The following is a 26,446-nucleotide window of genomic DNA, read 5'->3' on the forward strand; positions in this document are numbered from 1 at the left end:
TGTGAAACCCCCAGCGGCCAGCCCCGAAAATTCAGTCAAACCAAGCCATCCCTTAGCGCAAACGCACGAGCTTGGTGGTGGTATCGGCAAAATGCATTTTCCAGTGCGCCTCAGTCTCGAAACGTTCAGATTTGAAGACCACCAGATTGAACGGATCAAGCCAAAGCCTCTGCCACGACTTCGGAGGGTATGGCTCACCAGAGCCAGTCATGACGATATCGAGGATCACCACCTCATACTCGCATTTCTGCAGCGTGATGGTCTCGCTTCCGACCACTTCGCCATTCAATGTATGGCGGCGTTCAATCGGTTTTCGCGGCGTCAACGCCGTCTGAACCGCGCTCAGGTCGAATTTGTAGCCTATGCTCAGATCTTTCGCCTGCGGCAGATCCTTATCCCATTTCCAAGCAATATTGGCATAAGTCCCCCTGACTGCCAAAGGAATGATGCCAAGCTGAAACAACTCCAACACCTTTTCGCTGCCGCCCAGCGAACCGCCTATGCTCCGCATCGTCTGAATTTGATCGTCGGTACGGGATATGACCTCAGCGGGTTTTTCCCGATCCCAGACATAGAATTCGGCATGTCGGCCACTGGCCTTGTTGAAACAGATTTCCTCGGCCTGCCCTGCCGTGCTTGCAACCGCCATCGAAATTACACTCGCAACAATCTTACGGAGCATGATCGTCCCCCACCTGGAACCGCCGCACCCCCGCTTCCGTCACCATCATATCCAGCCGCTGATCGAATTGATCAATCGGCACCTCCGCCAATTCCTGCGCCGCGAAGCCAAAGCCCACCGCCAAAGTCTGCCGCCTCAGACGCAATCCCTGCAAGGTGCGGTCATAAAACCCGCCGCCATAGCCCAAGCGATAGCCGCGCGCATCGAACCCGACCAAGGGCACGATCAGCACCTCCGGCTCAATCCACGCCCCCTCGGCCGGGATCAAGGCACCAAACGCCCCCATCTCCATCGCACAGCCCGGCGACCATTCGCGAAACCGCAACGCCTCGCCTGGTGCGATGATCACCGGCACGCAGACCGGCCCCTGATGCGCCAGCATCGCCGCCATCGGATCGGCCTCGGTCCGCATCGCCATATATCCGGCCAAAGCCCGACCACGATGCTCTGCCAGCACATCGGCCAGCAGTTCCGCCGCCTGCCCCTGCCCCGCCGCAAACGCCAGTTTCCGCGCCGCAAACGCCGCCTTGCGGGCTGCCGCCTTGTCCATCCCCGCGCCCATCACAGCAGCACCAGCGTCGCCAGCCCCAGAAACGCCAGATAGCCCAAAACATCCGTCAAAGTGGTCACAAACGTCCCCGAAGCCAAAGCCGGGTCGAGATCCAGCCGGTGCAGCCCCAATGGCACCAACACCCCGCCCAGCGCCGCCACAAGCTGATTGGTGATCATCGCCATGCCCAACACCAGCCCCAGTTTCCAATCACCAAAGATCAGAAATGCCGCCAGCCCCAGAATGATCGCCAGCGAAAAGCCGTTCAACAGCCCGCCCACCATCTCGCGCAGCACCACCCTTTTGGCGTTGGCCGAGGTCAGCGAGCGTGTCGCCAGCGCCCGCACCGCCACCGCCAGCGATTGCGTGCCGGCAATCCCACCGGTCGACGCCACAATCGGCATCAGCGCCGCCAAGGTCACCAAGGTCGCAATCGTGGCTTCAAACCGTGAGATCACAAAGGCGCTGATCGACGCGGTAAACAGGTTCACCACCAGCCAGGGCAAGCGCTGCCGCGCCGTCGCCCAAACCCCGTCCGACAGGCTCGAATCATCGCCCACCCCGGCCAGACGCAGCATGTCCTGCTCGTGTTCCTCATCCAGCACGTTCATCGCATCGTCGATGGTGATCACGCCCACCAGCCGCCCCGTCGCATCCACCACCGGGGTCGAGATCAGGTGATACTGGTTGAACATATAGGCCACGTCGGCCTCCAGTTCCGTTGCCGGAACCGTGCGGAAACTGTCCTCCAGAATATCCTTCAGCCGCACCGCCCGCCTGCTCGACAACAGCCGCCCCAGTGTCACATAACCCGTTGGTTTCATGCGAGGATCAGTTAAAATGACATGATAGAACTGATCCGGCAGATGATCGTTCTCGCGCAAATGATCAATCGCCTCGCCCACCGTCCAATGCTCAGGCGCCACCACCACTTCGCGCTGCATCAGACGGCCCGCAGTTTCCTCCGGGTAGCGCATCGCCTGCTGCACCGCGATGCGGTCAACATCGTCCAGCGCATCAAGGATCATGCCCTGCTGCGGCAGATCAAGGTCTTCCAGAATGTCGACGACATCATCGGTGTCGAGTTCGCGCATCGCCTCGGCCACCACCGAATGTGGCAGCGATTCGATCACCTCTTCGCGAATCGATTCGTCAATTTCCGACAGGATCTCGCCGTCGATCTCACCCGACCACAGCGCCAAAAGCGCCCGCCGATCCGCCCCGCCGATCTGCTCCAGCAAGTCGGCGATGTCGGCAGCGTGCAACGGCTCCAGCAATTCGGTGACGCGGGCGGTATCTTTGGCCTCCACCGCGTCAAGGATCGCTTCCACGCGGTCGGCGTGAACTTCATCTTCGTCCATCAGTGCCAGATCTTCCGCCATGACGCACTCCTTTGCCGCTTGCTTACAGAAAGCTGTTTCAATGAAACAGAGGGCAGGCAGAAATTTACCTATGCGCCATAAGCCTATAACCTAGCGCTGTTTGGCAAGCGGAGTATGTCATGGCAGAGCAGATTGGGACCGACATTCTTCTGGGGCAAGTGCTGTCCTTCGCAGGCGATCCCTTTGCGGATGGCCCTGATGCGGCGCGGCATGAGACAAACGGTGCCGTCGCCATCGAAAATGGCAAGATCGCAGCCCTCGGCCCCGCCGACCAAATCCGCGCCGGCTATCCGCAGGCCCGCGTCACCGATTACGGCCAATGCCTGATCTCGGCAGGCTTCATTGACGCCCATGTGCATTACCCGCAAACCGCGATCATCGCCTCTTGGGGCAAGCGGCTGATCGACTGGCTGAACAGCTACACCTTCCCCGAAGAAATGCGCTTTGCCGACCGCAGCTATGCCGATGAGGTCGCCAACCGCTACCTAGACCTCGCGCTGGCCCACGGCACCACCTCAATGTGCAGCTACGCCACCATCCACCCGGAATCCGTAGACGCCTTCTTCACCGCCGCCCAATCCCGCGGCCTGCGCGCCTTCGCTGGCAAAACCTGCATGGACCGCAACGCGCCCGAAGGCCTGCGTGACACCGTGCAATCAAGCTATGACGACAGCAAACGCCTGCTGCAAAAGTGGCACGGGCAGGATCGGCTATCCTATGTCATCACGCCGAGATTCTCGCCAACCTCGACCCCCGAGCAACTGGCCGCGATGGGCCAGCTTTGGCGCGAATACCCGGATTGCCTGATGCAAACCCATCTCTCCGAACAAGTCGATGAGATTGCTTGGGTCAAAGACCTGTTCCCCCAATCGCGCGACTATCTCGACACCTATGAGGCGCAAGGCCTGTTGCGCGAAGGTGCTGTCTACGGCCATGCCATCCATTTGACCCAGCGCGAAAAAGATCGGCTGATCGAAGCCGGGGCCTCGCTCGTGCACTGCCCGACTTCCAACACCTTCATCGGCTCCGGCCTGTTCGACATGTCTCTCGCCAAACACCTGAGGGTCGGCCTCGCCACCGACACCGGCGGCGGCTCGTCGTTCTCGATGCTGCACACCATGGCCGCCGCCTATGAAGTGGCCCAGTTGCGCGGCGAAGCGCTGCACCCGAGCCAGTTGTGGTGGCTGGCCACCGTAGGCTCCGCCCGCGCGCTGCATGCCGAACAGCAGATCGGCAATATCGCGCCGGGGATGGAGGCGGATCTTACCATCCTCGATTTGCAATCCACCGCCGCCATCGAACAAGCCACCCGACGCGCCGCTGACATCTGGCAAGCGATCTTCCCCACCATCATGCTTGGCGATGACCGCGCCATCCGCGCGACATGGATCGGCGGCAAACCGCGCTGACCGACACCGCGCCTCGCCGCAGGCACCCAATCGCGCTAGCCTGTCGCAAACAGGAGACGCCCAATGCTGAAACCAACCGCCGCCCTGATCGCCACGCTGTGCCTCGCGGCCTGCGTCACCCCCACGCCAAGCCCCGGCCCGCGCCCCGACATCGCCCGGCTGTTCACCTTGGCCGATGGTTCGCAGCTGACGGTGGTGACAGATGGCCGCCAAGCCCAACTGCGCTATCCCGCGCGCTATCCGCTGACCGATGCGGAAACCGCCTCTTACGTCGAGGACGCCACCAACTGCGCCCCCGGCCGCCTGCTGAGCAGCAGCTCTGATGGCTATGATATCCTGCGCAGCTATGCGCTGAACTGCGGGTAACACCTGATACCCGTGCCGCCTCGGGGGGTGGGAGGCGGATCAGAAAACGCGCTGGGGGCGCGTTTTTTCGCCGAGCGGAGCCACCGCTCGGCGGCGTTACCACCGCAGGTAAGGGGCGGTCGTCCGACAGGACAGGATCGCGCGACCTGAGATATCGGATGCCTCCGGCGGGAGTATTTCGAAAAGAGCAATTTCACATTGGCAGAAATACTCCCGCCGGAGGCTTCCACATCACCCCCAGCACCCCGCCGCAGAACTGCCGCCCACCCGAACTGCCTCGGCGAAGTCCGGGGCGGTGAGACAAAGACCTGCGGCGAAGCCGCTCCATTTGCTTGCCGCGAGAACCGGCTATTCGTCGCCCAGCTCCCAGCCATCCGGGTAAAACTCGAACGGCAGCACGATTTCTGTCGCCATCCGCTCCCATTGCCAGACGGTTTCCGCGTCAATCGCAATCGGGCCAATCCGGGCTTGCAGCACGTCACCGGCATGGCTGGTCTTGAAGCCCTTCGCCCGCAGCGCCTTTTCCACCGCCGCCCATTTGGTATCGACCTCTTCGGCAACGAATTCATAGACCACCACCGACATCTTCGGCAGCTTCACCCCACGGCCGACCTTGGCGAAGGTCTCAAACGTATCTGCCCGCTGTTCCTGAAAGTTGTGCATCCTCTGCCCCCTTGCCCGCGCTTATCCAAAACCGAATCACGCGACCCTTGATATTGCCGCGTCCGCCTTGTATCCCCTGCACTCAAGATTAGAATAGGGCCTGCGCCTGCGCGCCGCGCCCTCGGGCGATCATTCGCCCCCTGAACCGGAGTTCGCCATGTCCTGGACCGACGAGCGCGTCGAGACGCTCAAGAAAATGTGGGCGGAAGGCCAGTCTGCCAGCCAGATCGCCAAAGAGCTGGGCGGCGTCACCCGCAATGCCGTGATCGGCAAGGTGCACCGCCTTGGCCTGTCCAACCGCGTCGGCGGTGGCACTGTGGAAAGCGACGAGCCTGAGGTCGCAGCCAGCCCCGCCACGGCCGCCCCGCGCCCTGACCCCGCGCCCAAGCCCGCAGCCGTGGAAGCCCCGGTGCGCCCCGCCGCGCCCGAGCGTGTGGCCACCGAGCCGCGCCCCGTCCCCCCGGCCTCTGCCGCCTCTGTCGCCAGCGTCACCACGCTGCCGATCCCGATGCGCAAAGCCATCATCCCGGCGGGCCAGCCTTTGCCGCCGCAGCCGTCGGCCAACGAAATCAGCCCCGAGGCTTTGGCCTCGGTCCGCGAGGTCGAAAAGCGCGCCAAGCGGCTGTCGCTGATGGAGTTGACCGAGCGCACCTGCAAATGGCCGATCGGCGATCCGGCCACCGAAGATTTCTGGTTCTGCGGCCTGCCTTCCGTCCCCGGCAAACCCTATTGCGAGGCCCATGTCGGCGTCGCCTTCCAGCCGATGTCTGCCCGCCGCGACCGCCGCCGCTGATCCGGCCGCGCGCCAGATCCTCCGCCACATCTGCATTGCAAAGCCCGCTCCGGCGGGCTTTTTGCCGTTCTGGCGCTGCCGTTCTGGCGCTGCCGGTCCGGCGGAGCGATGCGATTTCAGTCAGCCGCTAAATCCTGCAAGCAAGACCCATCTTTAGAATGATTCTAATACTTGATCTGCATCATGGCAACGCCCCGCCAACGGACCACCCTTGATCTGCACATTGACCGTCACAGGAGCCTCCGATGCGTCTATTCATCCCGCTTTTACTTGCCACCACAGCGCTTGCCACATCCGTCCATGCCGATGCTTTGCGCGATACCGCCGCCGAGATTTTCAAAGCGCTGCCCTCCACCATTCCCGCCATCAAGGATAACCCGGTGACGCCGGCCAAGATCGAGCTGGGCAAGGCGCTGTTCTTTGATCCCCGCCTGTCGGCCTCGGGGGTGTTCTCTTGCTATTCTTGCCACAACCTGACCGCCGGCGGCGATGACAACATGGAAACCTCGGTCGGCCACGGCTGGCAGAAAGGCCCGCGCAACGCCCCCACCGCGCTGAACGCCGTGCTGAACGAGGCGCAGTTCTGGGATGGCCGCGCTGATGACCTGAAGGCGCAGGCCAAAGGTCCGGTGCAGGCTGGCGTTGAAATGGCCAATACGCCGGAACAGGTTGTCATCACCCTTGGCTCCATGCCCGCCTATGTCGATTGGTTCGCCGCCGCTTTCCCGGATGAGACAGACCCGATCAGCTTTGACAACATGGCCCGCGCCATCGAAGCGTTCGAGGCCACATTGATCACCCCCGCACCCTTTGATGCCTGGCTGAACGGCGACGATGCGGCGCTCTCTGCCGATGCCAAAGCCGGGTTGCAACTGTTCATGGATAAGGGTTGCTCGTCTTGCCATTCCGGCATCAATGTCGGCGGCCACGGCTATTATCCGTTTGGACTGGTAGAAAAACCCGGAGCCGAGGTGTTGCCGCCCGGCGACAAAGGCCGCTTCAAGGTCACCGAAACTGCCAGCGACGAATATGTGTTCCGCGCAGCCCCCCTGCGCAACATCGGGGTGACCGCACCCTATTTCCATTCCGGCAAGGTCTGGGAACTGCCCGTCGCGGTTGAGATCATGGCCGAAAGCCAGTTGGGGGAGGCGCTGAAACCCGAGGAAACCACCCAGATCGTCGCCTTCCTGCACAGCCTGACAGGCACCCTGCCCCCCGTCACCCTGCCGGTGCTGCCGCCGGAAACCGACGCCACGCCGCGCCCGACCTCGATTATCAAGTAAGCGCGGTTGAGCAACCGGGCGGCCTCATTGGGGCCGCCCACACCCGATGCTAGTTGCCGCCCAACAACTTCTGCAACGCCTTCTGCGCCTCGGAATCCATCGCCTCATTCATCCGCCGCCGCGCCGCATCCTCCAGACTTTCGCCGTCCTGCTGCACCACGCCCAACTCGTTTTCCAGCTTGGCGCGGGCCTCAGCCTCCAACTCCGCCCGCTTGGCCTCTGCCTGCGCCTGCAAAGCCGCCTTCTGTTCGGCCAGCTTCTCATCGGCAATCGCCTGCAAATCCAATGAGAATTTCGGGTCCGCCCAAGGCCCCTTGATCAGCAAAGGCGCGGTCAACCCACCCGCCCCGGTATCATCCGCCAAAGCCGTGGCCTTGATGCGGTACTCCAGATTGCGCGCCCCCAAGCCGACATCGCCCACACCCCGCGCGGTGATGTAAGGCGATTTCAGCACCAGATCCTCATTGTGCAACACCCCATCCGCGATGGTGAAACTGCCGCCCAGACTGTCGAAAATCGTCTTCTGCCCCTCGCCGACATACGACGTATCCAAGGTCCGCAGCATGCCCGCAATATCCAGACCCAAAATCTCGCCATTGCTCAGCGCCAGCGATCCAGACCCCGACATCGAGCGCATGATCGCATCCACGGACGCGCCCGATCCCAGAAACTTCACCCGCATATCCCCGGTGCCGACCAGTCGCTCATAGCCGCCGAAATCGGCAAGCAACGGCTGCAACGCCATGCCCGCAAAGGATAAATCCCCCCCTACCGACAGCCCCTTGCGCCCGTTCACCACAAACTGCCCCGAGATCACCCCCTCATAGGCCGAGACCTTGCGCAACTCCGTCACCAGCCGTGAGCGGTCATTGGTCAGCACGATCTGCGATGGGCCGAACTTCACCATGCCCAGATCGACGCTGTCCGCCGTCAGCGCAACCACCGCATCCAGCGCCGCCAGCCCACTCACGTCGATCTTATCCTTCGGCCACCCCGCCGCCTGCGCCCCACCGCCAGAGCCACCGCCCTCCCCGCCCGACACCCCGGCCAGATCCAGCGCCCCCGCCACCACCTTGGCCGACAGTTTCGCCCGCGCGCTCGCCGTGGTCAGATCGCCGTCCACCGTCAGCGTGTTGCCATCCAGAACCACCGCCCCGCCGCGCAGATGCAGCGATCCCGCCGTGGTCAGCGTCACCGCCCCCGACACCCGCACGTCCGAGGCCCCCAAGCCTTGCGGCAGTTTCGGCGCAGCCATTCCCGCCAAAGCCGACACCGCCGCCAGATTGCCCAGATCGGTGGTCAGCGCGCCCTCGGCTTCCGGCGCAATCCCTGCGCGCCCCTTGAAGCCCAGTTCGGCATCGCCCGCCACCAGCGTCAGATCGCTCTCCACCAGCTTGCCATCCAGAAAATCCTGAAACGCCGCAAGCTCGGCCTTCAGCCGAAACGACTGCCCGTTCATCACCGCCGCCATATCCACCGTGGCTTGGCCGGCAAATTGCGGGATCGCCGCCGTGGCCTCTATCCCGCTCACTTCATAGCGCACCCCGGCCGCATGATCGGCAAACACCAGCGTGCCGCCAGACACCGTGGCCTTGTCGAGGGTGAACGGCTGCCCCACCCCCGGCGTCGCCGCCGACACCGTGCCGCCCGCACCACCGCCGCCAAACACCCAGTTCTCTTCGCCCTTTGAGGAGCGCTCCAGCACGATCTTCGGATTGATCGCCTCCACCCCGGTGATCTTCACATCCCCCGCGATCAGCGCCGCCAGATCCAGCGAAATATCCAGACCCTCGGCCTGCACCATCGGCCCTTCCTGCGACCACTCGGCGTTGGAAATCGAAATTGGCCCGGTCTTCACCCCCAGCTGTGGCCAGATCGTCGGCCGCACCGCGCCCGAGATCACCAGCTCCCGCCCGGTCAGCGTATTGAACTTCGCCACCGCAATCCCGGCCACCTTTTCAGCAGGGATCAGAAACACCGCCCCCACCAGCAAAACCGCCAACAAAACCAAAGCGATAACCGAACGAATGATCCAGCGCATCTTGCCCTCACCTCAACCCTTGATCCGAGTCTACGCGCAAGCTGCGCGCAAGCAAGCCACCACGCCAAAATTGGCAACTCCCCGCCCGTCATTGCCGCGTTACAAACAGCTGATCTACCGCCCTCGATCAGGAGAGCCCCATGACCGAAACCGCATCCCCGCAGGCCCTCGATTGGCTGGAAGCCGAACTCGCAGACGCCTTTGACGAACAATATGAAATCGAGATGGAAGACGCCCAGCTGTCGCTGGAAATCTCGAAGATTTATAAAGACAAACACCCCGATGGCATTGATCGGCACACCTATTTCCAATCGCTGATCCGGCTGCAATCCGAGCTGATCAAGCTGCAAGACTGGGTGTCCTATCACAAGAAAAAGGTCGTCGTGCTGTTTGAGGGCCGTGATTCGGCGGGCAAAGGCGGCGTGATCAAACGCATCAGCCAGCGCCTCAATCCGCGCGTCGTCCGCGTGGTGGCTTTGCCAGCGCCGTCCGACCGCGAGAAAACCCAGTGGTATTTCCAACGCTACGTCCCACACCTGCCCGCAGGCGGCGAAATCGTGTTGTTCGACCGCAGCTGGTATAACCGCGCCGGGGTTGAACGCGTGATGGGCTTTGCCGACGAAGATCAGGTCGAGCAATTCTTCCATGACGTGCCGGAATTTGAACGCATGTTGGTGCGTTCGGGGATTACCGTGATCAAATACTGGTTCTCGATCACCGATGAAGAACAGCAAATGCGCTTCCTGATGCGGATTCACGATCCGATGAAGCAGTGGAAACTTTCGCCAATGGATTTGCAATCCCGCGTCCGTTGGGAAGATTACACCAAAGCCAAAGAAGAAATGATGGCCCGCACCAATATCCCCGAAGCGCCGTGGTATATCGTCGAAGGCAACGATAAAAAACGCGCGCGGCTGAATTGCATCGACCACCTGTTGCAGCAATTCCCCTACGAGCCGGTGCCGCACGACGACGTCACCCTCCCCGACCGCGTCTTCAACCCGAACTATGAACGCGCGGTGCTGCCGCCGGAATTGTATGTGCCGGGGAAGTATTGATCTAACCGCTTCCCCCACAACCAGCGCACCTGACCAAAACAAACCCCTAACCGAAAGAAAACGCTCCAGTGGAGCGTTTTCCGGTTCATTGCTCATAAGGCCAAAGGCCGTTGAGCAAGGGGCGCGATGCAGCAAGCCATCCGCCCGATTTGTCACCGGACAAATCGGGCAAGAAACCCACCCGTCACGCCCCTCACCGCATCCGAAACCGCGTGCGCAAGCCCAGCGCAAAGAAAAACAACAACGGCAGGGACACCACTGTCTGCACACCACCCAAAGCCTTCAACCAAGGGTTCAAATCCCCCAAAAACTTCACCGAGAACCAACGCCCTTGCAGCCCAAACACCGGAAACTGGTTGGCAAACGACAAGCCAAACGCCTGCACTGCGTGATAGTCCAGCCCCTGCCTGCTCGCGGCCCATTGCAAGACCACATGATTGATCATTGCAACACCCAGCCAAAGCCCAAACAGCCACAGCGCAGGCCGCTGGATCGAATAGCCAAAATCAGATATCGCCCCAAACACCCGATACGGCAACCGCTGCCACCACCCCCCAATCTGCGCCGCAAACCCCATCTCGCGGCGGAAGAAGAAATGTTCTTCTTCGGGAAGGCCCTGCTTGCCAAGGTTGTGACGGATTGCGGCGCAAGTGGCTTTGGCTTGGTCAGGGTCAAGATGCTTCCCCTGCGGCCAGAATTGGGACTTTGCCGTAAATGTGGTTTTGTCATGCAAAACCGCCCCTGAAAATTCAGGGTAGCTACTCAGAAACTCTGAAGCACCGAAACTACAGGACTGCAAGAATCTGCAATCGTTGAAGGTTGCCCGCAACGCTACTCCAACCACCCCAAATTTGGTTGCTGCAAAATAACTGAGCCCCCCGAATACTGCCTTGGAAAAGGTAAGTTCGCTTTGGAACTTTGCCTCATCGAACCGAGCTTCCCTGTTAAATTTCGTTGAGCCGAAGTTGGCTTTTCCGGCGAATGTTGTGATGCGAAACTCTGCATCCCCATCGAAAACCACTGAGATAAACCGCACATCAGTTACAAATATTGCATGATGAAAAACAGTTTTATTCACAAACTCTGCAAGATCAAAACTAGTATGACCGCTAAACATCACTCCATCGAACATAGCCATTTCTCTAAATAATGTCGATTTGAAAATCGCTCCACCAAAGAACTGAGAAGAACTAAACCGCGAATCTCTGTCAAAAATCGCAAGATGGAACGAAGCGCCACCCACGAATTTCGCGGAATCAAACCGCGCATGGCCGTTAAACTTGGCACCACTAAAAGTTGGAGCATCCCCGAACATGGCGTTGTCAAACCACGCATCTCGCTCGAAGGATGCAAGTTTGAATTGTGAAACAACCGGAAAGACAAACTTTTTACAACACACTATATGTGAAAAAGAGATGCCGCTAAGCTCCATTTGTTCGTCAATAAGCGGCAGCCCTGTATAATGCTCCGCGCCATTCCGAGCCTCCGTTGCCGTACGATGCCGTGAGACGATTTCCTCTCGCTGCTGGTTCCAGTCCTGCACTTCTGTCAGCGCAACCTCCACCGAAGCCGCCGCACTCACCTGTTCCTCAACGCTTAAACTCTGACAAGCCCAAGCGTTCCACGCTGCCCGGTTCTTCTCATGCAGCGCTTCGTCAATCTCCTCCCCCTCCTGCTCGCCATAAAGCGTCATCAGCACATACCAAGGGTTCTCATTCGCTGGCTTCAGCACCCGTCCCGTCTCGCTCATCCCACTCTCCCCCACTTCCCCCAACCCTGCCCCACTCCCCCACCCCAAACAACTATCTCGCCCACAACCCTTAACAAATCCTTACCACCCCCGGCCTAACCCCTTGAAATCCCACAAACCGCCCCACTGTCCACACGTGGACACCCCCCTACCGCCACGCCGCATTTCCCTGTATACCCACCCCCATGTCGCAAAATCCGCCCAATCTCCGCCCAGACCTCGCCCCGAAACCCAGTTTCAGCGAACCGATCCGCCCCGGCCAGCCCACCATCGGCATGGTCAGCCTCGGCTGCCCGAAAGCCCTCGTGGATAGCGAGCGTATCCTCACCCGCCTGCGCGCCGAAGGCTACGCGATCAGCCCCGATTACAAGGGCGCCGACGCCGTGATCGTCAACACCTGCGGCTTCCTCGACAGCGCCAAGGCGGAATCGCTGGAGGCCATCGGTGAGGCGCTGCAAGAAAACGGCCGCGTCATCGTTACCGGCTGCCTCGGCGCGGAACCCGCCTACATCACCGGCGCGCACCCCCGCGTCCTCGCCGTCACCGGTCCGCACCAATACGAGGCGGTGCTCGATGCCGTCCACAAAGCCGTCCCCGCCAAGCCCGATCCGTTCATTGATCTGCTGCCTGCCTCCGCTGTCAGCCTGACCCCGCGCCACTACAGCTATCTCAAGATTTCCGAGGGCTGTAACCACAAATGCAAGTTCTGCATCATCCCCGACATGCGCGGCCTGCTGCAAAGCCGCCCCGCCCATGCCGTGCTGCGTGAGGCCGAAAAGCTGGTTGAAAACGGCGTGCGCGAGCTGCTGGTGATCTCACAAGACACCTCGGCCTACGGCGTCGACCGCAAGCATGACCTTTCGCCCTGGAAAGGCGGCGAAGTCCGCGCCCATATCACCGACCTTGCCCGCGCGATGGGCAGCTTGGGCGGCGATACCAAGCCGTGGGTCCGCCTGCACTACGTCTACCCCTACCCGCATGTCCGCCAGCTGATCCCGCTGATGGCCGAGGGGCTGATCCTGCCTTACCTCGACATCCCGTTCCAACATGCCGACCCCGGCGTTTTGCGCCGCATGGCCCGCCCCGCCGCTGCCGCCAAAACGCTGGATGAGATCGCGGCATGGCGCAGCATGTGCCCGGATATCACCCTGCGTTCGACCTTCATCGTCGGCTATCCCGGCGAGACCGAAGCCGAATTCCAGACCCTGCTGGATTGGATGGACGAAGCGCAACTCGACCGCGTCGGCTGCTTCCAATACGAAAACGTCGCCGGTGCGCGCAGCAATGATCTGCCGGATCATGTGCCGGATGAGGTCAAGCAAGAGCGTTGGGATCGCTTCATGGAGAAGGCGCAAGCCATATCCGAGGCCAAACTGGAAGCCAAAGTCGGCCACACCCTGCAAGTCATCGTCGATGAGGTCGATGACGAGGGTGCCACCTGCCGCACCATGGCCGATGCGCCCGAGATCGACGGTAATCTGTTCATTGATGAGGGGTTTGAGGGGCTAGCCCCCGGCGATATGGTCACGGTGACGGTCGAAGAAGCCGGTGAGTATGATCTGTGGGGGCGGCGGGTTTAACACCGCCGCCAAAGGTCGCCCAAGGCATCTGTCAGACACCTTGGGCGCATGGATAATGTCAGCTCAGCCGTGACCGACCGGATCATCCTTGCCCTTGCCACCGCGAATATGGCCCTTCGGATCATCCGCGCCGCGGCCGCGACGGGCAAATTCCTGCCCGTGTGCGGGCAATGTCAGCGAGGTGTGGCCCGCGCCGTCGTCCTTGCCCCTGCCGCGGCGCGTGTGGCCAGCGCCATCATCGGCACCCCGGCCCCGACGTGACAAAAGCTGGCTGTCATCGCTGGGCGTCCCCGGCAGGGCGGCGGAAAACTGCGGCAACTGGGTATCTTGCACCATCGCAGTGGCTGCGGTGGCACCGTTCAGCGACAGGGCAACAGCACCAGCCGCGATGATTTTGGTCAGAGTGAAATGAGACATGATACGCTCCATAGGGTGAGGTGAGTTCGTAGCCTCAATCTACGGCAGCCAAGCCCCGCACATCAGGGACCATCGCCCAGCGATTTTCGCGCGTAAAACCAGCCGATGGTCTGATAACCTTCAGTCCTTCAGATGAACCCGCGCCAACATCGCGGCCTCAACCCGGTTGCGCACATGCAGCTTTTGCAGGATCGAGGTCATGTAATGCTTGACGGTTTTTTCCTGAATATCCAGCTTGGCCCCGACCTCTTTGTTGGAAAGCCCGGTCGCCACCAGCCGCAAGATATCCTCCTCGCGGCGCGACAGATCGGCCAAGGGATTGGGCTCACCCACCGGCTTGCCGCGCATCGCCACCAACAGCCGCCCCGCAAGTCCCGGTGAGACATAAGACCGCCCCGCCGCGAGGTCACGCACCAGTTCGACCAACTCGCTGGCCCCAACCCCCTTCAGGATATAGCCCGCCGCCCCCGCCTTCAGCGCCGTCATCAGATCGCCTTCATCCTCCGAGGCCGTCAACATCGCCACCAACGGCGGCTTTTCCATCTGCATGATCCGGGCCAACGCGCCCAACCCACCGCCCTTCGGCATCGAGACATCCAGCAACACCAAATCGGGGCTCAACTCAACACAAAGCCGCGCCGCTGCCTCACCATCCTGCGCTTGGCCGACCACCTCAATACCGCCCGCATCGCTTAAGGTGCGCGCCACGCCGTCGCGGTAGATCGGGTGATCATCGGCCAGAACCAGACGGATATCGCTCATATCGCTTCCTTCAAATCCAACACCATCCGCAACGCGGCCCCCGGCCCATCGCTGCGATTGGCAAAGCTGATATGGCCACCCAGACTTTCCACCCGATCCGCCAATCCGGCAAGGCCAAGCCCTGCATCTTCGCGCAGAAAATCCACCGGAAGCTGCAAGAACCCTGCACCCCGATCCAGCACCTGGAGATCCAACTGATCCCCCAGCAGCGTCACCCGCACCTCTTGGCCCTGCCCCTCGGCGTGGTGCCACGCGTTGTTCAGCCCTTCCTGCACGAAGCGATAGCAGCAGATTTTCACCGCAGCAGGCAGGTCACTGATCACTTGACAGTGCAAGGCCACCGCCGTTCCGGTGCGGGCAGCATGCGCCTCGGCCACGCCGCGCAGAATATCTTCCAGCGATTTCTGCTCGATATCCGGCAGCGACAAGCCTCTGGCGATGCTGCGAATTTCCAGAATGGAATCCTTCACCGCCCGCTGCACCGCCGCCAAATCCTCTGCCGCGCGCCCCGAGACCTGCCCCTGCAACGCATCCAGCCGCAACGCCGCAAAACCCATCAACTGCGCCGGACCGTCATGCAAATCCGCACCGATCCGCCGCAGGGTTTGATCGTTCACCGACGCAAATCGCGCCGCCGCCCCCTGCACCCGCAACCGCAATGCCAGATTGCCCGCCGCCAAGTCTTTCATCGCCGCAAGCTGGCGATCAATCGTGCGGCTGCCCCGCAACACGACCGCAAACAGCCCCACGGCAATCATCAACATCGCACCCGCCACCGTCAGCCAGCCCAAAGCCCGCGCCCGGATCAGGTCTTGCCTCAACTGTGTCGCCACTTCATAGAACTCGGCCACAGCGATGACCTTGCCGGATTTGATCTCACGGATCGGGCTGTAAATCTCCAGCAGCGGCAGCCGCAGCGCGTGTTCGGCCTGATCTTCCGCGTCGCCAGTATCGTTGAAATCGGCCCGCACCTCGCCCGCCCAGGCCTTCGTCAGATTCTCTGTCGGCGGAAACCGCTTGCCCACCACATCGGGGTTTGAGGCATCAACGATCAGCCCCCCCGGTCGCCAGATCTTGAAGCTGACCACGCGCTTGCCCAGTTCGGTATCAGCCAGCAACGCGCCGATCTTCAGCCGCGATTCCTCGGACAGGTCGGTGCGCTGCGCCAGGTCCTGCGTCAGCGGCGCGATGAAGCTTTCCATATATAAAGCCGTCGCATTGGCGGTGTTGCGCACCACCACTTCTTCAATCCGGCCCGAGACGACATAGCCGCCCAAGCCCGCCGAAACCAACATCACCACGCCGCCCGCCAGCGCGAATTGCCGCGCCAGTGACAGCTTGGACCAGGCGGAAAATTCGAATGGCAGCATCTGCACCCCGGCTTTCCGGGTCAGCATACATCACGTCACGCAGCGCGCGCCTAGCGATTTTTGCACAGACAGGCAGAGTTTGGCCCTAAGCCAGATTACCCTGCACAAAGGCCACGATCTCGCTGGCCGGACGCGCCCCCGCCAGCCGCGCCACCTCGCGGCCACGCAGATACAGCACCAGCGCGGGAATGCCTTGGATCCGGGCGCGCTGCGCGATCTGCGGATTGTCTTCGGTGTTCAGCTTGGCCAACCGGGCGCGGCCCTGCAACACCTTGGCCGCCTTGACAAATTCCGGTGCCATCGCCCGACACGGGCCACACCACGGTGCCCAGTAATCCACCAGCAGCGGCAACTCGTCGCCGCGCGTCGCCTTGTCATGCCCGCCTGCATCAAGCTCGATCACCCGGCCATCCGCCAACGGATCACCACACGCGCCGCATTTCGGCCCCGCGTTCAGGCGATCCACCGCCACCCGGTTCATCTGCCCGCAGGTGGCACAACTCAGCTTGACCGCATCTGCCATCGCTTACAATAAATCCTCTTCCTCGCCGGTCACATCAATGCCCATCGCTTCCAACCCGGCTTCAAGGTTCTCGGCCAGATCGGTCATGCCCAGCAGATATTCCGCCGTCGGCGCCGAAGCTTCAACCTCGGCCACCACCACCGCCTGACCGAATTCATCCGCCGTATAGGTGCCGCGCCCGACCCAAGCCAGCGCCGTCAGATGTGCGCGTTCATCGACGTTCATCGCCGCAAACAAACCCCGCAACTCGGCCTCTGCCGATGCCGTGGTTTCACGCGACAGGAAGATGATCTCCACCACTTTCGCCGGTGCAATTTCCAACATGATCGTCTCCTGTTTCTCACCGTCAACTGCGAAGCCCGCGCGACGGTTCCCCAAGATACGACCTAAACCAGCCAGACCGCCAGCCCATAACCAACCGAGCCCGCCAGCGTCGCCGTCACGACCGAGCGCGCCGCCGCAAAAACCGCCAGCACAGAGACCGTGCCAATCACCAAAGGCACCGGCAGACCGCCCGTCACCATCGGCAACAGCGAGGCCACAAACAGCGTCGCAATCGCCGCTGGTCCGGTTGCGGCCAGAAACCGCGCCAGCACGCCATCGGGTTTGATCCCCGACAGATCAACTTTGGTCGGAAAGAATCGAAACGCCCAAGTGCAGGCCCCCACGATCAGCGCCAAGGTCAAAATCTCAAGCCGCATCGCCGCGCCTCACAAAAAGCCCAGCCACAGCCCCCGCCACCATCCCCGCCAAAATCCCTGCCGTGCCAGACCACGTCAGCGTCACCACCACCGTGGCCGCCATCGCCACCGCAATCACCGGCAGTTGCAGCCGCGAGAGGATCGACAGCAACAGCGCCAGAAACAGCGCAGGCAGCATGAAACCCAAAGCCGCATCAATCACCGGATAGTCCTGCAACGCCGCCCCGCCCGCAAACGCCCCCAAAGCCGTGCCCGCCAGCCAAGACCCATAGGCCGCCAGCCCAAGGCCAAACATGAACGCCTCGGAAAACGCCACCTTGCCACGCGCCAAAGCCCCGAGGGCCGCACCGAACACCTCATCGGTCAGCCCAAACGCCCAAGCCCAGGCGTGTTTGGTGCGCGCGCCCGTCCCAACCCGCTTGATCAGCGCCGGACCATACAGCACATGCCGGATATTCATCGCGATCAGCGTGAACGCCGACACCAGTACCGGCGCCCCCCCGGTGATCAGCGCCAACGCCAGAAACTGCGCCGCCCCGGCGTAGATGATCAGCGACAGACCAAACGCTTCAAGCCCGCTTAAGCCCGCCCGCGTGGCCGCCACGCCGAAAGAAAACGCGATGGGAAAGTAGCCCAAGGCAATCGGCAAGGCGGTGATAACGCCTGCGGTGAAGCTGGATTTTGGCGCGTGAAGGCTCATGGTGCCCGTGCTAAGCGGTCCGATGGATTTGGTCAACGGATCGCCTCATTTTCACTTGACAGAAATATAGGCGGTATACTTCCATTATTTTTAGATATTAAGCAACTTTAGGATATTTAGCATGGCTCTGACCTCGTCAATTTTCCTGATCAATTCCACCGCAAGCGAAGGCCAATACGACCCTTCGGTCACTGTACTGCGCGATGGCCGCATCGCCGTCGCCTGGACCGATGACAGCAATATCGGCAACCCCAATTTGGCCCGCGACATCCGCGCCCGCGTGCTGAACGCAGACGGCTCCGCCCCCGATGCCGATTTCAAGGTCAACACCGAAGTTCCACCCGAAACCACCGCCGTTTGGGACAGTCACTATCAGTTCAACTCTGACATCACCGCGCTGGCCAATGGCGGATTTGCCGTGGCTTGGGGCGATACCCGCGCGTCGAGTGACAGCTCGCTTGCCTCGACCACGGTGATGCAACTTTACACGGCTGGTGGCGCGCTGGCAGGTGATAACTTCAACGTCACGCCGGGATTTTCCAGCCCCGGCAACGCGATCTTCGCCAACACGCCGTCGATCATCGGTCTCGCCAATGGCACGGTTAAAGTGGTGGATGACACCAGCAATTTCCAAATCCTGCCGTCAGATCCCGGTGAGAAGGTCTTGCTCACCACGATCAGCTCAACCGGCACTGTCACCGGGCCCATCCCCGGCTCTGGCATGGGCGCTGGCGATCAGATCAAGCCGCAGATCATCAAGCTGTCTAACGGCAATGTGGCGATTGCCTACCTGAGCAACGAAAACAACGCCTCGCATGAATACAGCCTGCGGGTTCAGATCCGCAACGTGGCGGGGGTTGCAGTTGGCTCTGAAGTCATTGTGCCAAATACCAAAATGCTCAGCAACACGTCCAAGTTCAGCATCGCGGCGCTGGACGATGGCCGCTACGTCGTGACTTGGCAGCAGGAACCCACAACCGATGAATTCAACAGCGGCCTGCGCACGGATGTGATGGCGCAGGTCTACGGCGCCAATGGTACCCCGGTCGGCGGCATCATCAATGTTCACAGCCGCGACGGTCTTGCGCAAACGCTGCCCGTCGTCGCTGGTCAACCCGACGGCAGCTTCCTGATCGTCTGGCAAGAAGGCGCGGGCTCGTCGGGTGGCGACTACCTGCGGGCGCAGCTTTACAGCAGCGACGGTACGGCGCATGGCGCGATGTTCTCTCTGGGGGTCGAGCAAGGCGCGCAAAGCGATGTCGATATCACCATCACCAACGACGGGCGCTATCTGGTGGTCTGGGAAGATCGCTCCACATTCCCCGAAAACCCTGATGGCTGGGGCATTCGCGGCCAATATGTCGATCCGCGCGAATCCGCGATGGCATGGACTGGAGCAGGGTTTGCCGAGCAATTCGTTGGCACCGATTTCCACGACAGCCTGAACGGCGGTGGTGGCAATGACACGCTCTGGGGCGGGCTTGGCAATGACACATTCCTGTTCAGCACCGGGGCGGATGTGGCTTACGGTGGCGCAGGCAACGACACGTTCTACGTCAGCTTCGGCGATCAGGTGTTTGAGGCCGCAGGCGAAGGCAGCGCCGACAAGCTGATTGCGCGGACGAATTACGTTCTGGCCGATGATCAGGAGGTTGAAATCCTGCAAGTCGCCAATGTTGTCACCGCAACGCCCATTCAGTTGCGCGGCAATAACCTTGCCAATCAGATCACCGGCTACACCCAAGCCGACGTGTTGCAGGGCATGGCCGGCAATGACACCATCAACGGGCTGAGTGGCGACGACACTCTGTCAGGCGGTATCGGCATTGATCGGCTGATCGGAGGCGCAGGCGCGGATACGTTCGTTTTGACCAAACCCGCCGCCTACCGCGATATCATCGTCGATTTCGCCCATGACCTCGATACGTTGCAGATCAGCGTTGCCACTTTTGGCGGTGGTCTGGTCGCCGGGGCTTTGGGGACTGCACAGTTTGTCGCCAATGCCACTGGCCTCGCGACGACTTTGGATCAGCGCTTTATCTATGAAACCGATACAGGTGTGCTGAGCTTTGACACCAACGGCTCTGCCGCCGGAGGTAGCGGCATCATCGCCACATTCGTCGGGCTTCCGACGCTTAGCGCCAGCGATTTTGAGCTGATCTGAAGCGTATTGTTTTTAGCGATGAAATGGCCCCGCCCGATGTTGGGGCGGGGCCATTTCTTAACAAGGGGTTAAATTGGCAACCCTAAGCCTCTGATAATAAACACTTCCAAAAGGTCCCGAGTTGGGACCATCACTCTGCCGCATCCATATAGCTCTCCAGAGGCGGGCAGATACAGATCAGATTCCGATCCCCATAAACGTTGTCGACGCGCCCGATCGGTGGCCAATATTTATCCACCCGGAACGCCCCCGGCGGGAAGCAGCCCTGCTCGCGCGGATATTTCCGGGTCCAGTCGGCGACCAGATCTTCAACGGTATGGGGGGCATGCCGCAGCGGGCTGTCCTCGCTGGAAATTTCACCGTTCTCCACCGCCGTGATCTCCGCCCGGATCGCCAGCAGCGCCGTGATGAAGCGATCAATCTCGGCCTTGGTTTCCGACTCCGTAGGCTCCACCATCAACGTGCCAGACACCGGCCAAGACATCGTCGGCGCATGGAAGCCATTATCAATCAGCCGCTTCGCAATATCATCGACCGTGACGCCCACTTCCGCGAAGGGCCGGGTATCAAGGATACACTCATGCGCCACCCGCCCCTTGTTGCCCATGAACAGGATCGGATAAGCCCCTTTCAGCCGCGCCGCGATATAGTTGGCGTTCAAGATCGCCACCCGCGTCGCCTGCGTCAGCCCCTCTCCCCCCATCATCAGACAGTAGGCCCAAGAGATCAGCAGGATCGAAGCCGAGCCATAAGGTGCTGCCGAAACCGGCCCCTCCTCACCACCCGTCTCCGAATGCCCCGGCAAGAACGGCGCAAGGTGCGCCTTCACCCCAATCGGCCCCATCCCCGGCCCGCCACCGCCATGCGGGATCGCGAAAGTTTTGTGCAGGTTCAAATGGCTGACATCCGAGCCGATCTCGCCCGGTTTCACCAGCCCGACCAGCGCGTTCATATTCGCACCGTCGAGATAAACCTGCCCGCCATATTCATGGGTGATCTGGCAAATATCCCGCACGGTTTCCTCAAATACCCCATGCGTCGAAGGATAGGTGATCATGCAGGCGGCCAGATTGGCCCCTGCAGCAGCAGCCTTGCTGCGGAAATCTTCCACATCCACGTCGCCGTTCGGCATGGCCTTCACCACCACCACTTCCATCCCGGCCATCTGCGCCGATGCCGGATTGGTGCCATGCGCCGACACCGGGATCAGGCAGATATTGCGGTGGCCTTCGCCCTTTGAGCGGTGATAGGCGGCAATGGTCAGCAGCCCGGCATATTCGCCCTGCGCGCCCGAGTTCGGCTGCATCGAGAACGCGTCATAGCCGGTGATCTCACACAGTTTGCCCGACAGATCCTCGATCGCCTCGCGGTAGCCCAACGCCTGATCTGCCGGGATGAACGGATGCAGCGAACCAAACTCCGGCCAAGTGATCGGCATCATTTCCGCCGCCGCGTTCAACTTCATCGTGCAAGACCCCAGCGGGATCATCGCGCGATCCAGCGCCAGATCGCGATCCGACAAGCGACGCATATAGCGCATCATCTCGGACTCGGCGCGGTTCATGTGGAACACCGGATGAGTCAGATACTCGGTTTCCCGCAGCATCGCCTCGGCAAAGCCCAACTCCGCCTTGGCAGGTGGCGCGTTCTGAATCCCAAACGCCCGCAGCACCCGGCGCAGCACGTCCTCGTTGCTGGTCTCGTCCAGGCTGATGCCGACATGATCGCGACCGACTTTGCGGAAGTTCAGCCCTTCTGCCCGCGCCGCCGCCAGAATCCCGGCTTGGCCGACGCCGACCTCCACGGTAATGGTGTCGAAAAACTGCTTCTGCGGCAGGGTCGCCCCGGCATCGCGCAACGCCTTCGCCAAGCGCACCGTCAGCGAATGCACCCGCTCGGAAATCGCCCGCAGACCTTTGGGGCCGTGGAACACCGCATACATGCTGGCCATCACTGCCAGCAAAGCCTGCGCCGTGCAGACATTCGAGGTCGCCTTCTCGCGCCGGATGTGCTGCTCGCGGGTTTGCAACGACAGCCGGTAAGCCTTGTTGCCGCGCGAGTCGATCGACACCCCGACGATCCGCCCTGGCATCTGGCGTTTATGCTCGTCTTTGCAGGCGAAAAACGCCGCATGTGGGCCACCATAGCCCATCGGCACGCCAAAGCGCTGGCTGGAGCCGACGGCAATATCTGCCCCCATCGCCCCCGGTTCGCGCAACATGCAGAGCGCGAGCAGGTCCGTCGCCACCACGGCGACAGCTTTGGCCGCGTGCAAAGCCTCAATCCACGACGTCAGATCGCGGACATGGCCCCATGTGCCGGGATACTGGAAAATCGCGCCGAACACCTCACTCGCCTGCATCGCGTCGGGATCGCCAACCACCACCTCAATGCCCAAAGCCTTGGCCCGAGTTTCGATCACACCGATGGTTTGCGGATGGCAATGCTCATCCACGAAAAACTTTTTCGCCTTTGATTTGGCAACGCGCTCGGCCATCGTCATCGCCTCTGCCGCAGCCGTCGCCTCATCCAGCAGGCTGGCATTGGCAACCGGCAACCCGGTCAGATCGGCCACCATGGTCTGATAGTTCAACAGCGCCTCTAACCGGCCTTGCGCAATCTCCGGCTGATAGGGGGTATAGGCTGTGTACCACGCCGGGTTTTCCAGAATATTGCGCTGGATCGCGGGCGGGGTGACGGTGCCGTAATAGCCCTGCCCGATCAGGCTGGTCATCACCTTGTTGCGCCCCGCCACCGCGCGCATCCGTGCCAGCAGATCATGCTCCGACAGCGGCGCCCAACCCAAAGGCGTACTTTGGCGGATGGAAGCAGGCACAGTTTCATCAATCAGCGCGTCAAGGCTGGTGACGCCGACCGCTTTCAGCATCTCATCCATCTCGGACGGAGACGGGCCGATATGGCGACGGTTGGCAAAATCGTAGGGATCATAGTCAACGGGTGTAAAGCTCATAGGGCCCCCTTAGGATGCAAGGTTCAAACCCCTTCACAAGAGGTTCACGCATTGTCTTCAAAATCAAAGGCTTAACGACAGATCAGCCGATCAGATCGTTGTATTCATCTTCGTCCATCAAGGCATCCAGCACCGACATATCGTCGATCTTGATCTTGAAGAACCAAGCCGCCCCGGTTGGGTCTTCGTTCACCAATGACGGATTATCGACAAGCTTGGTGTTGACCTCGACGATCTCACCATCCAGCGGAGCCAGAATATCCGACGCGGCCTTGACGCTTTCGATCACGCAAACCTCATCACCCTCGGCCACGACAGTTTCCGGCTCGGGCAACTCGACAAACACCACATCGCCCAAGGCAGTGGCCGCATGTTCGGTGATGCCAACCACCACCAGATCGCCCTCAACGCGGAGCCATTCGTGTTCTTTGGTATATTTCATCTGACGTCCTTAGCGTTTGTAGGTGGTTGGATGGAAAGGCAAATCTGTGACGGTGACGGGCAGGCGCTTGCCGCGCACTTCGCCTTCCAGCGCAGTGCCGGGGCTGGTAAAGGCGGTGGCAACATAGCCCATCGCAATCGGCGCGTTGACGCTTGGCCCAAAGCCACCCGAGGTGACTTGGCCGAGCGGCGTGGCATCGGGGGTGAACAGATCGGTATGCTCGCGCATCGGCGCACGGCCTTCTGGGCGCAGACCGACACGCTTGCGCTCGGGGCCTTCCGCCAGTTCTTGCAGGATGCGCGTCTCGCCGGGGAAGCCGCCCGCACGCGAGCCACCTGCACGGCGGGCCTTCTGGATCGCCCAAGTCAGCCCCGCCTCGACCGGGCTGGTGGTGGTGTCGATGTCATGACCGTAAAGGCAGAGGCCTGCCTCCAGCCGCAGGCTGTCGCGCGCGCCAAGCCCGATAGGCATGACTTCGGGCTGGGCCAACAGCGCCTCGGCAAAGGCATGGAGGTGTGCAGCGGGGATTGAGATTTCAAAGCCATCCTCGCCGGTATAGCCCGAGCGGGAAATCCACAGATCCGCGCCCTGCCACGGCAGGATCGCCACATCCATAAACCGCATCGCGGCAACTTCGGGGGCCAGACGCGCCAAAGCCGCCTCGGCCTGTGGGCCTTGCAGCGCCAAAAGGCCGCGATCGGTGACCGGGATCACCTCGGCATCTTCTGCGAGATACTTCTGCATATGCGCGATATCGGCGGTCTTGCAGGCGGCGTTGACCACGACGAAGATATGATCGCCGCGATTGGCAAACATCAGATCGTCAAGGATGCCCCCGGTTTCATTGGTGAAAAGCCCGTAGCGCTGACGACCCTCGGCCACGCCCAGCACATCCACCGGCATCAGCTCTTCGAACGCCAAAGCCAAGGCTTCATAACTGCCCTTAGGGCGCAAGATCACTTGGCCCATGTGGCTGACATCAAACAGCCCCGCCGCGGCGCGGGTGTGCAGATGTTCTTTCATCACGCCTGCGGGATATTGCACCGGCATCTCGTAGCCCGCAAACGGCACCATTTTGCCGCCCAAGCTGACATGCAGATCATGCAGACCCAATCTGAACAATTCTTCGGCCAAAGCCGCCCCCATAACTGCCGGAAACGGAATCCGGCACCGATCAGGCGGACCAATCCCCACCCCTCGATGCCCCCTCTGTCTTTACCCTGCCGGAAATTTCCGGCTTGGGCGCCTGAGATCGTTATCCCTTCGGCGGATGCGGACGCACCACTCTCCAGAGTCTGTTATCAGAACGGTCCTTGAGCCTGAGAGTTTACCGGGGCGGTTGCTCCTTCGGCACCAGAAGTTTCCTGCTGGATTCTCCCGATCCTGATGCCTTTAGCTAGCCCAGAGGCTGTGGGGCTTGCAAGTGAAAAGAATGCGACCGTATGCGATGATTTTACGACACCGCTAAATCCGCGACGGCGTGGCCAAAATCATCCGATAGGCCAGCCAGACGCCGAGGATACCAAAGATCACCCCGCCCAAGGCCTGCCCGATCAGCACCCCCTGCGGCCCCCAAACCCCACCGAGCCAAAGCGCAATCGGCAAGGTACCAAGCGTGTGTCGCCCCCAGTTCACCAGTGTTGATTGATAGGCCGCACCAAGGTTGTTGCAGGTGGCATTGGCGATGAAGATCAAACCGTTGAAGAAGAACAGCAGGCTCAGCGGGCCGCAGAACAGATAGATCAGATCACGGGTCATCCCCTCGGCGTGGAACAGCGTGGCAATCGGGGCACGCACGGCGAACAGCACCGCCGACATCACCAAAATCACCACCGCCAGAAACAGGATCGAGTCGCGGAAAGCCGCCCGCACCCGATCGATCCGCCCCGCGCCCAGATTTTGCCCAATGATCGGGCCAATTGCACCCGACATGGCAAAGATCACGCCAAAGGCCACCGGAGTCAGCCGACCCGAAATGGCCATCCCCGCTACCGCCGCCTCGCCATAGCCCGCCACCAAACGGGTGACGCTGGCCTGCCCAACCGGAGTGGCAAGCTGGGTCAGGATCGCAGGCCCGGCAATCCCCAACAGCGGCCGCACATCTGGTCGCAGATCAGCCCAACGCAGCCGATCAAAGCCGCCGTAATGACGCATAATCGGCATCACCGCAAAAAATGCCATCGCCAGCCGCGAGATTCCCCCCGCAAGCGCCGCGCCTTTCAGCCCCATATCTGCCCAAAGGATCAGCACCGGGTCCATTGCCGCCAGCGCCACCGCGCCCCAAACCGTCACCATCATCGAGCGCTGCGCATCGCCATGTGCCCGCAGGATCGCCGCCCCAATGATCAAGATTAACAGCAAAGGCTGTGACAGCGTGTACCAGCGCAGAAACATCACGGTCTGGGCCAGTGTCTCGTCCCTGGCCCCCAGCAACGCGCCGATCTGCGGCAAAAATAGCCAAACCAAACCGGCAAAGACCGTGCCCGACCCCACGCCCAGCACCATACCACTTGTCGCCCGCGCCCGCGCCCGCGCCAGATCGCCCTGCCCCACCGCGCGTGCCACCAAGGCCGAAACAGCAATCGCAACGCCGATCGCAAAGGATGTGGTGAAAAACATCACCGCCCCGGCATAGCCCGCGGCCGCCGTTTTGACCGGATCACCCAACCACGAAATGTAGACCATGTTGATCAGATCAACCGAGAAAATCGCCATCAGACCGACCGAATTGGTCAGCGACATCACCGTGATATGACGAAAAAGATTGCCCTCGACAAATTTCGCCTGCTGACCCGTTGCCGCTTGTTCTGCCATCTATCCCTTGCAGAAAGTCGCCCGT

At 61.3% G+C, this 26,446-nt stretch carries 24 protein-coding genes and 1 riboswitch; of the genes, 7 read left to right on the plus strand and 17 right to left on the minus strand.

What is annotated here, in order from left to right; all coding sequences use genetic code 11:
* Positions 1-52: 52 nt before the first annotated feature.
* The 3 genes from U1A24_RS10965 to mgtE are packed head-to-tail and all read right to left on the minus strand — an operon-like array spanning position 53 to position 2,614.
* Positions 53-682: a hypothetical protein gene (locus tag U1A24_RS10965; protein ID WP_322322011.1), complete on the minus strand. Its 630-nt coding sequence runs from the start codon at positions 680-682 to the stop codon at positions 53-55.
* Positions 672-1,232, minus strand: coding sequence for a 5-formyltetrahydrofolate cyclo-ligase (locus U1A24_RS10970; protein ID WP_322322012.1), 561 nt, complete (start codon positions 1,230-1,232; stop codon positions 672-674). Before U1A24_RS10970 ends, U1A24_RS10965 begins: the two co-directional genes overlap by 11 nt.
* An 11-nt stretch (positions 1,233-1,243) precedes the next feature.
* Complete coding sequence (gene mgtE, locus U1A24_RS10975) at positions 1,244-2,614, minus strand: magnesium transporter (protein WP_322322013.1); 1,371 nt, start codon at positions 2,612-2,614, stop codon at positions 1,244-1,246.
* 119 nt (positions 2,615-2,733) lie between these two features.
* On the opposite strand from mgtE, the gene guaD reads away from it, so the two are divergent.
* Together guaD and U1A24_RS10985 are read left to right on the plus strand one after the other, a co-directional pair.
* Positions 2,734-4,023: a guanine deaminase gene (guaD, locus tag U1A24_RS10980; RefSeq protein WP_322322014.1), complete on the plus strand. Its 1,290-nt coding sequence runs from the start codon at positions 2,734-2,736 to the stop codon at positions 4,021-4,023.
* A gap of 63 nt (positions 4,024-4,086) precedes the next feature.
* Complete coding sequence (locus tag U1A24_RS10985) at positions 4,087-4,389, plus strand: hypothetical protein (RefSeq protein WP_322322015.1); 303 nt, start codon at positions 4,087-4,089, stop codon at positions 4,387-4,389.
* A 348-nt stretch (positions 4,390-4,737) separates the two neighbouring features.
* On the opposite strand, the gene U1A24_RS10990 is transcribed toward U1A24_RS10985, so the two are convergent.
* Positions 4,738-5,052, minus strand: coding sequence for a hypothetical protein (locus U1A24_RS10990; protein WP_322322016.1), 315 nt, complete (start codon positions 5,050-5,052; stop codon positions 4,738-4,740).
* Between the two features lie 157 nt (positions 5,053-5,209).
* On the opposite strand from U1A24_RS10990, the gene U1A24_RS10995 reads away from it, so the two are divergent.
* Positions 5,210-5,845, plus strand: a complete 636-nt coding sequence (locus U1A24_RS10995; protein WP_322322017.1) for a GcrA family cell cycle regulator — start codon at positions 5,210-5,212, stop codon at positions 5,843-5,845.
* A gap of 245 nt (positions 5,846-6,090) precedes the next feature.
* Complete coding sequence (locus tag U1A24_RS11000; RefSeq protein WP_322322018.1) at positions 6,091-7,128, plus strand: cytochrome-c peroxidase; 1,038 nt, start codon at positions 6,091-6,093, stop codon at positions 7,126-7,128.
* A 49-nt stretch (positions 7,129-7,177) separates the two neighbouring features.
* Here the strand turns inward: U1A24_RS11000 and U1A24_RS11005 are convergent, their stop codons facing one another.
* On the minus strand, positions 7,178-9,169 hold the full coding sequence (locus U1A24_RS11005; protein ID WP_322322019.1) for an AsmA family protein: 1,992 nt from the start codon (positions 9,167-9,169) through the stop codon (positions 7,178-7,180).
* 140 nt (positions 9,170-9,309) lie between these two features.
* Between U1A24_RS11005 and ppk2 the strand changes: the two genes are divergently transcribed.
* Positions 9,310-10,227 carry a polyphosphate kinase 2 gene (gene ppk2 / locus U1A24_RS11010; RefSeq protein ID WP_322322020.1) on the plus strand — a complete coding sequence of 306 codons (918 nt, stop codon included), beginning with the start codon at positions 9,310-9,312 and terminating at the stop codon, positions 10,225-10,227.
* 193 nt (positions 10,228-10,420) lie between these two features.
* Here the strand turns inward: ppk2 and U1A24_RS11015 are convergent, their stop codons facing one another.
* Complete coding sequence (locus U1A24_RS11015) at positions 10,421-11,977, minus strand: pentapeptide repeat-containing protein (protein WP_322322021.1); 1,557 nt, start codon at positions 11,975-11,977, stop codon at positions 10,421-10,423.
* Positions 11,978-12,162: 185 nt separating this feature from the next.
* Between U1A24_RS11015 and rimO the strand changes: the two genes are divergently transcribed.
* Complete coding sequence (gene rimO, locus U1A24_RS11020; protein WP_322322022.1) at positions 12,163-13,557, plus strand: 30S ribosomal protein S12 methylthiotransferase RimO; 1,395 nt, start codon at positions 12,163-12,165, stop codon at positions 13,555-13,557.
* A gap of 63 nt (positions 13,558-13,620) precedes the next feature.
* Here rimO and U1A24_RS11025 read toward each other — a convergent pair whose 3' ends face one another.
* The 7 genes from U1A24_RS11025 to U1A24_RS11055 form a co-directional block, all read right to left on the minus strand.
* On the minus strand, positions 13,621-13,974 hold the full coding sequence (locus tag U1A24_RS11025) for a hypothetical protein (protein WP_322322023.1): 354 nt from the start codon (positions 13,972-13,974) through the stop codon (positions 13,621-13,623).
* A gap of 120 nt (positions 13,975-14,094) precedes the next feature.
* A complete protein-coding gene (locus U1A24_RS11030) occupies positions 14,095-14,736 on the minus strand; it encodes a response regulator transcription factor (protein WP_322322024.1) in 642 nt (213 codons plus the stop codon).
* Positions 14,733-16,133: a sensor histidine kinase gene (locus U1A24_RS11035; RefSeq protein WP_322322025.1), complete on the minus strand. Its 1,401-nt coding sequence runs from the start codon at positions 16,131-16,133 to the stop codon at positions 14,733-14,735. Before U1A24_RS11035 ends, U1A24_RS11030 begins: the two co-directional genes overlap by 4 nt.
* Positions 16,134-16,191: 58 nt before the next feature.
* The gene (locus U1A24_RS11040) at positions 16,192-16,629 is read right to left on the minus strand and encodes a thioredoxin family protein (RefSeq protein ID WP_322322026.1); all 438 of its coding nucleotides are present in this window, start codon (positions 16,627-16,629) and stop codon (positions 16,192-16,194) included.
* 3 nt (positions 16,630-16,632) lie between these two features.
* Positions 16,633-16,953, minus strand: a complete 321-nt coding sequence (locus U1A24_RS11045) for a DUF3775 domain-containing protein (RefSeq protein ID WP_322322027.1) — start codon at positions 16,951-16,953, stop codon at positions 16,633-16,635.
* 62 nt (positions 16,954-17,015) lie between these two features.
* Positions 17,016-17,330 (minus strand): AzlD domain-containing protein, encoded by a 315-nt coding sequence (locus tag U1A24_RS11050; protein ID WP_322322028.1) that lies wholly within the window; start codon positions 17,328-17,330, stop codon positions 17,016-17,018.
* Positions 17,320-18,030, minus strand: a complete 711-nt coding sequence (locus U1A24_RS11055; RefSeq protein WP_322322029.1) for an AzlC family ABC transporter permease — start codon at positions 18,028-18,030, stop codon at positions 17,320-17,322. The genes U1A24_RS11050 and U1A24_RS11055 overlap by 11 nt, the downstream gene beginning before the upstream one ends.
* Before the next feature lie 121 nt (positions 18,031-18,151).
* Here U1A24_RS11055 and U1A24_RS11060 point away from each other — a divergent pair, with 121 nt between their 5' ends.
* Positions 18,152-20,194, plus strand: a complete 2,043-nt coding sequence (locus U1A24_RS11060) for a calcium-binding protein (RefSeq protein ID WP_322322030.1) — start codon at positions 18,152-18,154, stop codon at positions 20,192-20,194.
* Between the two features lie 130 nt (positions 20,195-20,324).
* On the opposite strand, the gene gcvP is transcribed toward U1A24_RS11060, so the two are convergent.
* The 4 genes from gcvP to U1A24_RS11080 form a co-directional block, all read right to left on the minus strand.
* Entirely contained in the window at positions 20,325-23,165 is a 2,841-nt protein-coding gene (gcvP, locus tag U1A24_RS11065; protein ID WP_322322031.1) for an aminomethyl-transferring glycine dehydrogenase, read from the minus strand.
* An 82-nt stretch (positions 23,166-23,247) separates the two neighbouring features.
* Entirely contained in the window at positions 23,248-23,607 is a 360-nt protein-coding gene (gcvH, locus tag U1A24_RS11070) for a glycine cleavage system protein GcvH (protein WP_322322032.1), read from the minus strand.
* A 9-nt stretch (positions 23,608-23,616) separates the two neighbouring features.
* Positions 23,617-24,741, minus strand: a complete 1,125-nt coding sequence (gene gcvT / locus U1A24_RS11075) for a glycine cleavage system aminomethyltransferase GcvT (RefSeq protein ID WP_322322033.1) — start codon at positions 24,739-24,741, stop codon at positions 23,617-23,619.
* 163 nt (positions 24,742-24,904) lie between these two features.
* A riboswitch (glycine riboswitch) is annotated at positions 24,905-24,997 on the minus strand.
* Between the two features lie 74 nt (positions 24,998-25,071).
* Positions 25,072-26,421, minus strand: a complete 1,350-nt coding sequence (locus U1A24_RS11080; protein WP_322322034.1) for an MATE family efflux transporter — start codon at positions 26,419-26,421, stop codon at positions 25,072-25,074.
* Between the last annotated feature and the right edge of the window lie 25 nt (positions 26,422-26,446).

This window comes from Cypionkella sp., assembly GCF_034376685.1.
Lineage (GTDB): Bacteria > Pseudomonadota > Alphaproteobacteria > Rhodobacterales > Rhodobacteraceae > Cypionkella.